This is a genomic window from Vagococcus sp. WN80Y (assembly GCF_059621045.1).
This window is the reverse complement of the sequence record NZ_JCAQHY010000175.1, coordinates 71,812-85,791: the sequence shown is the minus strand read 5'-3', so window position 1 is coordinate 85,791 and position 13,980 is coordinate 71,812. Positions and strand designations below refer to the sequence as shown.

At 39.0% G+C, this 13,980-nt stretch carries 8 protein-coding genes and 1 pseudogene; 3 read left to right on the top strand and 6 right to left on the bottom strand.

The window, feature by feature from the left end:
* Nucleotides 1–61: 61 nt before the first annotated feature.
* From AC5KOD_RS21540 to AC5KOD_RS21525, 4 genes and pseudogenes are all read right to left on the bottom strand, one after another.
* Nucleotides 62–499 (bottom strand): annotated as a pseudogene (locus AC5KOD_RS21540) (DUF2785 domain-containing protein); the annotation flags it as partial.
* A gap of 73 nt (nucleotides 500–572) precedes the next feature.
* The gene (locus AC5KOD_RS21535; RefSeq protein WP_496916648.1) at nucleotides 573–866 is read right to left on the bottom strand and encodes a hypothetical protein; all 294 of its coding nucleotides are present in this window, start codon (nucleotides 864–866) and stop codon (nucleotides 573–575) included.
* A gap of 12 nt (nucleotides 867–878) precedes the next feature.
* The gene (ybaK, locus tag AC5KOD_RS21530) at nucleotides 879–1,367 is read right to left on the bottom strand and encodes a Cys-tRNA(Pro) deacylase (protein WP_496916647.1); all 489 of its coding nucleotides are present in this window, start codon (nucleotides 1,365–1,367) and stop codon (nucleotides 879–881) included.
* A gap of 50 nt (nucleotides 1,368–1,417) precedes the next feature.
* Nucleotides 1,418–2,593, bottom strand: coding sequence for a class I SAM-dependent rRNA methyltransferase (locus tag AC5KOD_RS21525; RefSeq protein WP_496916646.1), 1,176 nt, complete (start codon nucleotides 2,591–2,593; stop codon nucleotides 1,418–1,420).
* 344 nt (nucleotides 2,594–2,937) lie between these two features.
* Here AC5KOD_RS21525 and AC5KOD_RS21520 point away from each other — a divergent pair, with 344 nt between their 5' ends.
* The 3 genes from AC5KOD_RS21520 to AC5KOD_RS21510 all read left to right on the top strand — a co-directional run bounded on the left by AC5KOD_RS21520 (nucleotide 2,938) and on the right by AC5KOD_RS21510 (nucleotide 6,628).
* A complete protein-coding gene (locus AC5KOD_RS21520; RefSeq protein ID WP_496916645.1) occupies nucleotides 2,938–5,088 on the top strand; it encodes an LTA synthase family protein in 2,151 nt (716 codons plus the stop codon).
* A gap of 131 nt (nucleotides 5,089–5,219) precedes the next feature.
* Nucleotides 5,220–5,987 (top strand): FtsX-like permease family protein, encoded by a 768-nt coding sequence (locus AC5KOD_RS21515; protein ID WP_496916644.1) that lies wholly within the window; start codon nucleotides 5,220–5,222, stop codon nucleotides 5,985–5,987.
* 98 nt (nucleotides 5,988–6,085) lie between these two features.
* The gene (locus AC5KOD_RS21510; RefSeq protein WP_496916643.1) at nucleotides 6,086–6,628 is read left to right on the top strand and encodes a hypothetical protein; all 543 of its coding nucleotides are present in this window, start codon (nucleotides 6,086–6,088) and stop codon (nucleotides 6,626–6,628) included.
* A gap of 46 nt (nucleotides 6,629–6,674) precedes the next feature.
* Here AC5KOD_RS21510 and AC5KOD_RS21505 read toward each other — a convergent pair whose 3' ends face one another.
* Together AC5KOD_RS21505 and AC5KOD_RS21500 are read right to left on the bottom strand one after the other, a co-directional pair.
* Nucleotides 6,675–10,781 (bottom strand): SpaA isopeptide-forming pilin-related protein, encoded by a 4,107-nt coding sequence (locus AC5KOD_RS21505; protein ID WP_496916642.1) that lies wholly within the window; start codon nucleotides 10,779–10,781, stop codon nucleotides 6,675–6,677.
* A 108-nt stretch (nucleotides 10,782–10,889) separates the two neighbouring features.
* Entirely contained in the window at nucleotides 10,890–13,514 is a 2,625-nt protein-coding gene (locus AC5KOD_RS21500) for a collagen binding domain-containing protein (RefSeq protein ID WP_496916641.1), read from the bottom strand.
* Nucleotides 13,515–13,980 lie beyond the last annotated feature (466 nt).

Below are 13,980 nucleotides of genomic sequence, written 5' to 3'. Positions count from 1 at the left end.
AACGACACATTCCAACTTCTTTTTTTACAAATTTTTCTAGTAATGTTGCCTTTAATAATCGTTAATAATTAGACATTATTAAATGTTTGATAGGCTCTGACAGGTTTAAAAACTCGCCATTCTCTAAAATCTGAAAATAAAGCGAGACCAGTAGCTGATTGTATTTTCTTTTCAATTGATAACTTGCATAGGTAGGCTCGTTCTGATTAATCAGCTCGAGCTGACTTTTCATTTCTATTAACCATTCTAACACCTTTTGCCCACTAGTTGGGAAACGCGTAACTAAAGCAACGATTACTCGACCCAAACGCCCTTCTTCATCTGCAATAAATGGTTCTGTTGTTCGTTTCAGCACACTTCCAATGGTAATCAGTAACTCCTCACCATCTACTTCGCCAAATTTAGGATGAGCTACCACACTCACCAATAAATCCGCCCCATGAGCTAGTCCGTGAGCCCAGCCTTTCCCCTCAACATAGCCTCTTGTGTCTTGTTCATCTCTTAAGTAGCGTTACGCTAAGTCAAAAACAGCAGTCACTTGCTCATCAGCCAAAAAGGAATTTTTACTGTCTTCAGCTATGATCAATGATAAAACTAAAGGTTCTGGTAAAAACAAGGTCGCCATGACCATGTTCCAATCCCTCTGTCACAAGATTTCGATTAATTATTTCCATGGCTAATCTGTTCTGTTGTTCGTGAGAAATGTTCCCAGTTAAAATTCCTTTATAAAATAAATGACAGACCATCTCATCGCGTAATTCACTATCCGTATCGCCGATATGATCCAACATTTTCGCTAATAATTCATCTGTAAAAATAGACGATCCTTCTAAAATAAAAGCTCGCAATTCTTTTTTTAACTCCATAATACCTCTTTTCTATTTTGCAACAATATCAGCAAAGACACCTTTGACAAGCCCAGCCAAATCATTGGCTTCAATCCCCAACTGAAGCCCTCGTTTTCCTGCTGAAACATGGATAAATCCCACTTCAAGAGCCTGATTAGCAATATAAGTAGGAAAAAGCTTCTTCATTCCAATTGGCGAACATCCTCCACGTATGTAACCAGTCGTCGTTTCTAACTCCTTAAGAGGCAACATTTCCATTTTTTTATTGCCACTCACTTTGGCCAAAGCTTTCAAATCTAATTCATCGTTCCCAGGAATAACCGCAACGACAAGACCTGTTTTGTTCCCAACTGTCACCAAGGTTTTGAATACCGCACTCGCTTCCATTCCCAGATTATGAGCAGCAGTGACCGCATCAATGTGTGCCTCACTCCACTCATATTCCCGCTCCTCATAAGCTATCTTATGCTGTTCTATCATTCTTATGGCATTCGTTTTTTGCTGTTTCTTTTTTGCCATGATTGTCACTTCCCACTCTAAACAATTTATGAGAGCCTATCGCTCTTTAATTAAATAAGTTTATAAATTAACACCTTCAAGTAATTTCCGTCTTTAAATTGTTGATTGATAGCAAAATCGGCAGGCAAACGATGGGTTTCCAAACGTTTAAATTTCTTTCCCTGCTGACTTAGTGCTTCTTCGACCATTTTTTGATACTTATCAAAACTAACATTCGCTGCATTAGTAGACGCAATCAAAATGCCTTGATCAGCTAATAACTCAACAATATCGCCAACTAATTCGCCATAATTTTTGGCTACAGAGAAATGACGCTTTTTACTTCGAGCAAAGCTAGGCGGGTCTAAAATAATCAGATCAAAACGTAAATTTTTACGTTTCGCATAATTGAAATACTCAAAGACATCCATAACAACTATCTTATTGGATTCAAGTGATAGCCCATTGACCTCAAACATCTCTTTCGTTTTCGGCAAGCTACGCTTCGCTAAATCAACACTAACAGTACTAGTGGCACCGCCCATGGCTGCTGCCACAGAAAAAGCCCCAGTATAGCTAAATGTATTCAAGACACTCTTCCCCAACGCTAGCCCCTCAACTAAGCGACCACGGACTTCTTTCTGATCTAAAAAAATCCCAGTCATCATGCCCTCATTTAAATAGGTCACGTAGGTGACTCCATTTTCTTTCACAAGTAAAGGAGCCGGCGCCTCATCGCCAAAAATGTGCTGTGTTTCAGGTAAACCAGCTAACTCAAAGCGATTTTTTTCATAAACCCCTGTGACAAACGACACCTCCGCTAGAAAGGCCTCTAAAATCAGCTGCTGCAAATCATAAATACTCGTATTGTACCAAGAGACAACTGCAAACTGATTGTAAAGATCAATGGTAACACCGCCTAGACCATCCCCTTCGCCATTAAATACTCTAAAAGCAGTAGTCAATGATTCATCTATTACCAGACGTTTTGCCAAAGCCTTGGCAAACAAGCGACGGAAAAAAGCAAAATCAATCTGTTCGTCTTGCTGCTGGCTCACTACCCACCCACACCCTTTATTTTGTTTGCCTAAATACCCTGTGCCGACATAGTGGCCAGTTGGCGAAAAGAACTGAACCCATTCACTCGTCAATGCTTCTTTTGGATTTGCCAGATCTTGCTGATTGATTAATGGATAGCCTGTTTGAATTTGTTGGGCAGCTCGTTGTGATACCGTTACTTTTTTCATTATTTTTCTCATTTCTTATATAAATTTCTTCACACTTTTTTTGTAAAATAGTCTTATTGACTATTCTATCATAATTTTCTCTCGTAGATAACAATCGGCCCGGCTCTTTTCTTAAAGCAATCTAGCTTTATCTAAAATTAAATCTGAATTTTTTATTAATAGTTGAAAGAAATGATTGAAAATTGACTTTTACCTAGTATACTTGGTAAAATGGAGAGTATGGGACAGTGTACCCATCACTTAAAGAAGTCTGCGATACAAGGAAGCAAGACTATTCCGTATACACAGCTAACATTAAACTCAAGCAAAATAGTAACCTTGAAAATTGAAAGGAAGTTTTTACATTGAAAAGATCGCATTACCCTAATTGGTTAAACACGCGTATGGGGTTCTTTGCTCTTCTAATTATTCTGACTTGGGCAAAAAGTATTTTTGCCTACTTGACGGATTTTAATCTCGGAGTCGAAGACGCGTTCCAATATTTTATTATGTTTATCAACCCCTTTGCGACAACCATCTTAATCTTGTCAGCCGCTCTTTATATTAAGAATACCAAGGGCTCTTACATTACGATGATGATACTCTATTCACTTTTGACTTTATTATTATTCTCAAACGTCATTTATTACCGTGAATTCACTGATTTTATCACGATTAATACCATGCTTGGTGCTGGTAAAGTCTCATCTGGTCTAGGCGAAAGTGCTTTGCGTTTATTCCGACCTTATGACTTTATTTATGTCGTTGATATCATCGTGCTGATCGCCTTATTGGCAACTAAGAAAATTAAAATGAGTGCGACCTCCATTCGAGCTCGTTGGGCCTTTGCGATGACTGCGATGTCGTTCCTATTATTTGCTGGTAACTTATCACTAGCTGAAATGAGCCGGACTGAGCTACTAAAACGGACCTTCTCTCGCAACCACATTGTTAAATATTTGGGCTTAAATGTTTTTACTGTCTATGATGGTGTTCAGACTTACAAGGCCAATCAAAATCGTGCCCAAGCCAGTGAAAATGATGTGGTTAGCATTAAAGAATATGTCGATCAACATCATGCTAAAGCTAATCCAGATAAGTTTGGGATTGCAAAGGGCCGTAATGTAATTTACGTCCACTTAGAGAGCTTGCAACAATTTATGATCGACTATAAACTAAAAGATGAAAATGGCGTTGAACATGAAGTAACGCCGTTCTTAAACAGCCTATACCATGGTAAAGATACCTTTAGTTTTGAAAATTCGTTCCACCAAGTTAAAGCTGGTAAAACCAGTGATGCGGAAACCCTTTTGGAAAATTCATTTTTTGGCTTAGAACAAGGGCCATTATTCACACAACTTGGCGACAAAAATACCTTCCAAGCAGCTCCTGCTATTTTGAACCAAGAAGCTGGTTATACTAGTGCAGTCTTCCACGGAAATGCAGGTACATTCTGGAACCGTAATGAAACTTACAAACGTTTTGGCTACAATTATTTCTTTGATGCTAGCTACTATGATGTGAATGAGAACAATTCATTCCAATATGGGCTACATGATAAACCATTCTTTGAACAGTCTGTTCAATACTTAGAACATTTACAGCAACCTTTCTACACTAAGATGATTGCTGTATCAAATCACTACCCGTATTCGGAATTTAAAGATGATGAAGGTGGCTTCCCGATTGCGGACACCAAAGATTCAACGATTAATGGCTACTTTGCGACTGCAAACTATCTTGATAAGGCCGTCGAAGAATTCTTCAACTACTTAAAAGCTAGTGGCTTATATGATAACTCAATGATAGTTTTATACGGTGATCATTACGGCGTTTCTGAATCACGTAATACTGAGCTAGCAGAACTACTTGGCGTTAATCCAACTGATTGGACTAACTTTGATAATGCGCAAATGCAGCGTGTACCATTAATGTTCCATATTCCAGGCAGAACTGATGGTGGCATTCAATCTACTTATGGTGGCCAAGTTGATGTTTTACCAACCTTACTTGGTTTACTGGGAATTGATAATTCTAAGTACTTGCAACTAGGACAAGATTTATTCTCTAAAGAAAATGAGCAAATTGTGGCCTTTAGAAATGGTAACTTTGTAACACCTAAATATACAGTTCTTGGTGATAACATTTATATTAACGAGACCAAAGAATTGGTAGTCGATCCTGGTGAAGAACTAACCCAAGAAATTGATGCCTTACGTGAAAAAGTTCAACTTCAGTTAAAAACCTCTGATGCCATGACAAACGGCGACTTACTACGCTACTACGATAGTGGGTTGAAGGAAGTTGTCCCAGAGGACTACAACTATAAGAATCAACTAGAACAAATTGAAAAAATCGAAAAAGAAAAAGGTGCCGGTTCGACTAGTGTCTATAGCCAGCATCAAAATAAATCGACTGTTGATTTGTATGAAACTAAAACTTACAAAGAGTATCACCCTGATGCAACTGATCAGACAGCAACCTCTTCGTCAGAATCAACTACTGAGAAAAAATAACTTAAAAAGCAACGAATCCACTGAAGATTCGTTGCTTTTTTGTGACTTTATCCTATATTTTTCATATATTTTTCACATGTTTTCTCTATACTGTTAGTATAAGGTTAACGTTTAATCTAGATGGGATGGAGATGAGCAAAATTAAAAATGTATTTTCTAGCATCACGTATTACAAAAAATACAACATTATTTTATTTATCTTTTTTTCACTCGCTCTTCTTACTTTAACCAGTATTACAGTTTTAGATGCCACACGAGAATTGAAAGTTAGTGAAATTTCTGCACGTTGGGACATTATTTACAAGTTCTTACCAGGCATGAAAGCTGATGGCTTCGAAACTTTCTCAGCCGCAAGCCATGCCTTACAATCTAAATACACACTCTTTGCTAAATTAGCAGTGGCGGGCATCACGTTATTGTTGATGATCCTAACAGGAACACTACTAATTAAGCGCAGACGTGATATCAAATCACTGTTGAGTTTAGGAATCAAAAAGTGGCGAGTTATTTTTCAATTAATCGTTGAAGCTCTTTTTCCGATTATCTTTAGTTTCTTTGCTAGTTTGGCGATTTTGCTAATCTTTCAGTCGCCTTTTAAATCGGCTACTATTTCAACAAATAATCAGCTTTTCAGCTCTGAATTGCCTTATGAGCTAGTCTTTACTCAGCAAACGAAAACAGATGCTCCTACTCAAGATACAGAAAAAGAGCAAGTTCTTTTACCTTTCAATGAACGTTCTTTTTATTCTGTTGACGCTAGTGATGCTAATTTTTCTTATCATTATTTATTTTCAACTGTTTCACTCAGTTTTATCTTTTTACTGATGTTAAGTTTATTAGCTGTAACCATCACGACGGCTTTTCTCGTAAATCTATTAGCTCAAAAGATGTATTACTAAATCGCTATTGAACTTAAATCCCTCAATCTACTTGGCTATCTAACCTAATTTTTTTATAGTGATTAGATTAGACTGCATTCAATAAGGTGGTGTTTTAAATGGAACAACAAGTTGACGATTACGAATGTGGATTACCTCCAGAACAACTTTTCACACTATTATATTTGGATTCCAACAACAAACATGGTACAGAGAAAAAGAAAAAACAATTATCATCTATGTTTGATACTTGTTATTACATTGGCCATGATAGCTCCTTCTTGCCTTTTTTGACAGTTAAGGAAAACATGTTATTAGGCATTTCTAAAAAAGAACTAAGCCAGTACCAACATCAACTGAACGTCTGGGGGCATTTTTTCAAGCTAAAAGAAACAATTAACGCCCTCAAACCTGATGCAATTTCCTCTGAAACTAGCTTACTAGTCCATTTAGTTAGAGCTTTCGCATTAGAACGTCCCTTAGTTTTCATAGATGAAACCAGCTTAGAATTATCTCAAGTGTTTATCGATAGTTTAATTCCAACCTTAATTCACTTGGCTAACGACCAACATATTTCGATTATCTTTGTGACCAATCGAAGAGCTCTCGTTGAAAAATATCCGCAACGCGCTCTGATTGTTGACGATGAACACCCACTCTAACATTAAAACCAGTCAGAGCACTGAATAGTGGCTCTGACTGGTTTTTTTAAGTTCTACGGCGGTTTAAAGTTACGATACCAACACTGATGATTAGACTTAATCCAATCAAAGTAAGCAATTCCCTTTGGCCTTCACCAGCCTTTGGTAAATTTCCTTGTGGCTTAACGTTAATCTTAATTGCCGTCTTAGTTGTCGTTTTACTTACAGTAATAGGTTGATTATACTTTGTCACTTCAACTGACTTCACTGTTTCTCCCGCTTTAAGTGGTTCCTCCGCTTGTTCTTTAATAACAAATCTTACAGGCTCAGCACTTAATTGGTAACCACTTGGAGCACTAGTTTCAATAAATGCGTAATCGCCTGGACCTAAATCCGTGACAGTTACTTGCCCTTTGGCATCTGTCACTAGTCCTTTCGCTACTAGTTGCCCTTGGTCATCGACTAATTTAAAGGTTGCATTAGCTAGGGCTTGCTCAGTAACTGAGGATTTTTTCGTCAATCTGGCCATCCCTTGATAATTGATTGCCTCTAGCTTAACTAGAGCAGGTTTTTTATCGGCCTGCTTTGGTACCTCAAACGCAAACTCATTAGCTGAACGAATGTAACCAGCTGGTGCTTTTGTTTCTTTGAAATAATAGTTACCTGGCGCTAGATCTTCAACCATCACCTTGCCTTTTTCATCGGAAACCACATCCTTGGCAATCAGCATGTCCTCTCCTTTTATTTTCAAATATAAATTGAAATGACTATTATTCAAAGGTCTCCCTTGAGCCGTTAACTTCGTTAATTCCACAGTTCCTTGGTAATTAACCAGACTCAATTGCTTCTCCACACGTCCCTCCAAGCTCTCAGCCTCAATTGAAAAAGCGACTTTTTCAGTGTTGATGAGATGACATAGGGGTGCTTTTGTCTCAATAAAATAGTAACTGCCTGGTGCTAAATCCGTTACTTTAACTTTCCCTGATTCATCCGACTCTAACTCTGATTGAACGGTCTTTCCCTGGGCATCAACTAGCTTGAAAACGGCCCCTTTTAAGCCTTCTCCTGCTTCATTTACTTTAAGTAGTTCGGCCGTTCCTTGATAGTTTTCAAATACTAATTCTTTATTTAATTTATAAGCATTTTCTGGCTCACCTTTAGCACTATCAGCAATCTCAAACTCGATCGGTTCAAGACGCTTAATGAAGCCCTTTGGTGCCTTAATTTCTTCTAACACATAATGCCCCGGTGCTAATCGGTCAAGTTCAATACTATCTCCTCTACTCGCCATCACCTCTTCACTCATAACCGTTTTAGTTAATCCCTCTAGCTTGCTCAACTTAAAGACCGCTTCAGTCAAGACTCGATTATCGCTACCAGATATTTTTTTAAATTTGATAGCCCCTTGATAATTAATAAATTTTCCAGCCATAATCGTTGTCGGCTTCCCTTTATTAGCAGTTGGAATGGTGACTGTTAGTTTCTCGGTATTCAGAAGATAGCCTGTCGGGGCCTTGGTTTCGATAAACTGATACTCTCCTGGAGCTAGATCCTTAACAGAAACAACGCCCTGCTGATTCGCTATAAGTTCTTCTCGGATAACTAAAGGTCGACCCGCTTGGTCCTTTTGTTCCAGACTAACAAGCTTGAAGATGGCACCAGCTAAAGAGTTACCTGCCTCATCCACTTTCATCAAATTCGCCGAGCCTTGATAGTTTACCGCAGATACGCTTACTTTTTCTGGTGCATTACGCGATGAATTAGTAATCTCAAAAGTAATTTTTTCTGTATTAAGTAGAAAACCAGCTGGGGCACTCACTTCTTCAAAATAATACTTACCTGGAGCTAACCCTTCTACCGCAACAAGTCCCGCCTCGTCAGAAACTAATTGACCGACCTGCTCACCAGTTTCCTTATGGAGAACAAATTTTGCTCCTGCTAAAGGCTGTCGGTTCTCAGCTACTTTCCTTAGCTCAACGCTTCCTTGATAATTGATTAATTGCCCAGCCCGCTCGACAACAGGCTTTTTCAGATAACTCGCTGAAATAGTAAAAGTTTGCGGCGTATCATCCAGAATAAACCCTGATGCTGCCTTTGTTTCGACAAAAGCATATGTGCCAGCTTCTAACCCAACAACTTCCACTATTCCCTGTTCATCAGACACTAAGCCCTCACGGATTGTTTGATTCAGCTGATTCACGACTTTAAATGTTGCTCCTGCTAATGGATTGCCTGTCGCATCCTTTTTCAACAGTTGCCCCTTACTTTCATAGTTTGTCATCACTCCTGCTTCTACCTGAACAGGCTCTCCATGACTTGACTCAGGGATCGTGAAAGCAATCTGTTGACTGTTGATGACATAGCCTTTGGGCGCTTTTGTTTCAACAAAGAAATAGCGTCCTGGAGCCATCCCCTGACTCATCACCACTCCTTCTTGATTGGCTATAAGATCCCATTTAATCACATCTCCCTGTTCATTCACCACATTAAATTCAGCCTTAGCAAGTCGGTTTCCCCACTCATCTTTTTTAATCAAACGGGCAGATCCTTGATAATTAAATGCCGTTCGAGCACTCACCACAACAGGTTCCGTTTTTGCTTCTTTAGCAATCGAAAATTCATATAGCTCAGTATTCAGAAGATACCCAACTGGTGCTTGTGTCTCCTGGAAATAGTAATCCCCACTTGCTAGCCCTGCTACTTTCACTTTACCATTACTATCAGATTCTAACCCTTCTTGAATTTTGATCCCCTCATTCGAATAAAGGCTAAAGATAGCCCCCTTCAACGGTTTCATGGCTGCAGACATTTTGTACAATTCAGCCGACCCTTGATAATTTTCCAAATCAGTTAGCCGAATCACATTTGGCTGACCTTCATTCTCTGGCTTAATGTCAAATTGACGGGGCGTTCTGTTTAATAAGAACCCAACAGGCGATTGTTTCTCAATAACCGTATAATGCCCTGGCGCAAGCCTTTCAATTTTTACTAGTCCCATCTGATCCGAAGTCACCTCTTGAACAGGCGTCAGTTCTTGATCAAAAACCGTGAAGATAGCACCTGCTAACCCTCGATTTTGCGAATCAGTTTTACGAAACTCTGCCATTCCTTGATAATTGACAACAGTCGTTAATGTCAGTTTTTTAGTTTCTTGGCCGGTAATAACAAAAGAAATTGGCCGAGTTTCTCTTATAAAGCCTGAAGGAGCAATCGTTTCTATCAATCGATACGTCCCTTTCAATAGACCTTCCAGTACTATTTTCCCCGATTCGTCGGTCTTAATCGCCTTGTATATCGGAAGTTCTTGATAATTCCCTTGGCCATCCTTTTTACTTAAACTAAAAGTTGCTCCTGCTAACGGCTGTCCCTCAGCATCCGTTTTTAGCAACTCTACTTGATTTAGCTGATTCTTAATAATAAGCGGAGTTGCGGCTCTAGCCTGCTCTTTTGTCACACTAAACAAGCGTCCTTGACGCAAGCCCTCATCCAAAAGATAGCCATCTTTTTGGGCCACTTCACGGAAGAGATAAGTCCCCGTCAGCATATTTTTCACCACGACTACCCCATCGTTATCGGTGGTCACCGTACGTAACAATTTACCTGTTTTACTATTTAAAATATCAAAGGTCACGCCGACTAAGGGCTTGCCGTGATTATCAACCTTCTTCAGATAAAAATCAAGCGCTTCACCCGTACCAGTTCCACCACCTTCTGAGGTTGCAACTCGCACGACACTCTCAGTATTCCTAGTTGTGGTCGTCACATTATGACCAGAAACCGAGACCTTATTCGTCATTTCTTTTTCACCTTTCGCAAGCATTAAATCCGCATTGTAATAGACTTCATACGCCTTATGAATAGATGACTTAAACTTAATGGTCATCATCTCTTCACCCGTTTGCTCATTTCTGGTGACAAAGGCTTCGTAGTCAACCCCCTTTATCAGCTGAGTATCAGTTAATGAAAAATCTCCTGCCTCATTGCTAACTAATTCAACGATCTTTAAAGTATCTAAATTAACTTGTTGATTAACAGACGGATAATCCTCTACCACTACTTGACTCAAATCGGACTGACTCGGATTCACTCGAATTCGCCAATGGATAACATCCGGATTATCTGGGTCTTGCCAGCCGCCCTTACTTGCATAGCTACCGCCATTCGCAATTGACACACTGCCAGTAATCTGGTCCTTTACTTGACCATCTTCTTCTAAAGTCGCCGTATTCTCATAGGTCTTTCCCTCTTCAACGACTTGGCCGACTAAACTGGTTTTAAAGACCTATCGATACCCGACTTTTTCACTATTTTCTGGTAAATCTAAGCTTAATGTCTTAACATTTTCTTTTGTTTGTAAGATAATATTAATGGGAGTTATTTCCTTCAGCTCTTTGATTTTGCCGTCAGAAGAAACTGTATAAGAATATAACTTTGCAGAATCAGGGATGTATTGTTGATTACCTCGGATAGGGTCTACAATACGTCCTTTCTTTAATGAATCCCGATTAAAATTAGCATTAATCGTCCACGTAATTTCTTTCGTAACGGCATTATATGAGCCGTACTTGCTACCATTGGCATAGGTTTCTGCTTTTGGCTTAAACTGATCCTGAGAAGTATTTGTCTTAGTCTCCCCTGTTTTATCTTGCCAAGTTGCTTTAGCATAATTGATAAAAGCTACATTTTCCTTACTCAATTCTCTTTTATCAAAAGCTGTTTGATAGTTAAGACTAAAAGATTGATCTGTGGTTAAATAATTGCCTATTAACTTAACTTTGAACCCTTCCTTAGGTTCGGTCACTTGTAATTCATAATCCGTTCCCTCTTTTAATTGCTTCCCTTCTTTATCCGTCATAATAAAACTATCACGTAAAAAAGTCAGCCCCTTATTAGGAAAAGTATCCACCAACTCCCAATTTTTCATCTCATACCGATTAGCATTTACCGTCATTCCCCAAGACAGCGTCTGCTTATCATAATCAACCCCTACAAAACGTTTTATAAGCCCCTGTTTAGTCGTCGTTCCTCTCGTACTAGACTTCACCTCATCAACCGTATGAATACTATTACTAACAGGCTGTTGAGTATCATCAATGATGATGCCATCTTTTATTTTCGTCTGATAAGTCAGCTTAATCGCCTTATCAACCTCTGTCAAAAAGACAACGCGGAACCCATTATTAACAGGGATCAAGGTGTAATCGCGATTCAACACCAGCTGTTCCCCCGGCACATACTGACCATTTGCTTGAGCCATCATTTTATACAGTCGAACCGACTCATCAACCAGAACCATATTCGAGGAAAAAGTATCCTCAAGATAAGCCTCTGCCTGTTTAATCTTCTTTTCACCATAGTTATACTTAACGGTCCAATCAAACGAATGATCTGCGGGATGATAGATAGGCTTTTCTTTTTCTAATAATTTACCATAGCTAGCCACAACCTCTGCCGAAGCGGTTAAAGTCTTCCCCGTTTTAGTTGTACTAGTAACCCCATTCGCAAATTTTAACTCACCACCAAGAATTGGCTTTTGCCCGTCATTAATAGCTGTTTCATAAACAATTCGATAAGCTTTAGTCGTTTCACCAGGAAATAAAACCTCTGTCCCAGACACCTGATACTCCGACGAAGAAAGTTCTCTAACCGACTCATTCGTCACCTCACCAGCCAGATTAACCGCTACTTCATAAACCTTAATCCCTGATAGTGTTAAGCCAGCTGGTAACTGATCCGTTACTTTTAAATCAACTAGCTTGGCTTTAGTTTTATTGACGTAGACATCCCAACTAATCGTCGTTGGGTTTAAAACTTTATCCAATCTCCCTTTCTTTTCAAGTCCTTCCTCGGCAGAAGAATTAATGGGAACCGTAATTACCTCATCTTTTCCTTTAACTGGAAAAATCAACTCAATCTCTTCTGGTGTTGTAATAATTTTGTCATTAAAAGACGTTTTAAACCAAAAATCACCAGAGATATTTTCTAGTTTCTCCACTTCCTCTGTAAACGTGAAGACTACTTTTCCATCAGTCGTAACCGTATATCGAGCAATAACTGCCCCAGCAGCATTTGTTAAATCCTTGTCAATAGCCGCCGCCGTCACCTTTAATTCTGGTGGTAAGTGAAACACATAGGTATCTCCCGCCTGCATCATTTCTCGCAATGCCTCTGACAACGACCACTGATACTTAACAATGATTTCCGACGTTATCGTCGGCTTTAGCGGATCAGGAGTGATCTCTATGGCAACACGATCAAAAATATTGTTTGCGATAACCCGACTTGCTCTAGCACTGATTTGACTCTTCTTTGGCTTTTCTACAACTTCTTGAGCCCCTTGACTAGTCGATGTTGTTTCCTCTGTTTGATTGGTCGTTTCAGTCGTCGATTCTGACAATTCCTCTTGTAAAATCGGAAAATCAATAACTTGCTCACCTAATGAACTAACAAGCTTAAATTGATCAGCGACTTTAGCGCCGCCAGTATATCTAACTGGCAACTCAAACTCGATCAGCTGACTGCCAGTCAACTCAGGTAACAAATGAATGGCCACGTTTTGTCCCCTAATCAAAACGTTCCCGATGTTCTGTCCCTCTGAATTAGCCAAAACCGTTGTTTCTGTCAGCACTTGAATAGTTGGACTTAATGTGAAATTAAGAGTTCCTTCCTCATCAAAGTTTTTTTGAACAGCTCCCGTCACTTTTAGCCAATAACTAGTGGCAGGATTTAGCGGTCGTTCCTGATTAACTGCTAGCTGCTCATCATCTACCAATTCTCCTCTCAAGTCATGCAACTCCACTGTATTAGCTGACTCAGTCCCTAAGATTTCCGCCACCGCTACGACTGGAATTAATAGACTTTGTAGCATCAAAACTAGTAACGCAATTACTGGTAGACACTTTCTCATACTCTCTCCTCCATCATTATCAATAAAAATAAACCCATACTCTCACTCATAACTTTTTATTCAACGTATTAATGAACAGCTCAAAAGTTAGTCTATTTAGTATAGGTTTGTAAAATCTGATAATCATGTCAAAAAATTCATATCAATGTCACATTTCTGAAATGTCTTACTTTTTATCCGTAACTACGCCAATCACTTACGCTCTAACTCCCACCACAATAAGCTTTTCGAAACAGATTTGTTAACAATTTCCGGTACTACTCATTCTCTTAGCATAAGACCAAAAAATTGACACCTCTATTTTTTTAATTATAATTTACTATCAGCTAATTTCATTTAACAATCTGAACAAGTTCGTAAAATAATGAACAAAAAATAAAGGGAGAATTCTCGATTTTCCCTTCGAAAATCCCAAACTATTAGCGAATAATTATTCAGTAAATAGCAGCTCTTATTCAAAAAAAGA

Coding starts and splice junctions, on each gene's coding strand:
- AC5KOD_RS21535 (WP_496916648.1), bottom strand. CDS start 866: ATGGAGTTAAAAAAAGAATTGCGAGCTTTTATTTTAGAAGGATCGTCT.
- ybaK (WP_496916647.1), bottom strand. CDS start 1,367: ATGGCAAAAAAGAAACAGCAAAAAACGAATGCCATAAGAATGATAGAA.
- AC5KOD_RS21525 (WP_496916646.1), bottom strand. CDS start 2,593: ATGAAAAAAGTAACGGTATCACAACGAGCTGCCCAACAAATTCAAACA.
- AC5KOD_RS21515 (WP_496916644.1), top strand. CDS start 5,220: ATGAGCAAAATTAAAAATGTATTTTCTAGCATCACGTATTACAAAAAA.
- AC5KOD_RS21510 (WP_496916643.1), top strand. CDS start 6,086: ATGGAACAACAAGTTGACGATTACGAATGTGGATTACCTCCAGAACAA.
- AC5KOD_RS21500 (WP_496916641.1), bottom strand. CDS start 13,514: ATGAGAAAGTGTCTACCAGTAATTGCGTTACTAGTTTTGATGCTACAA.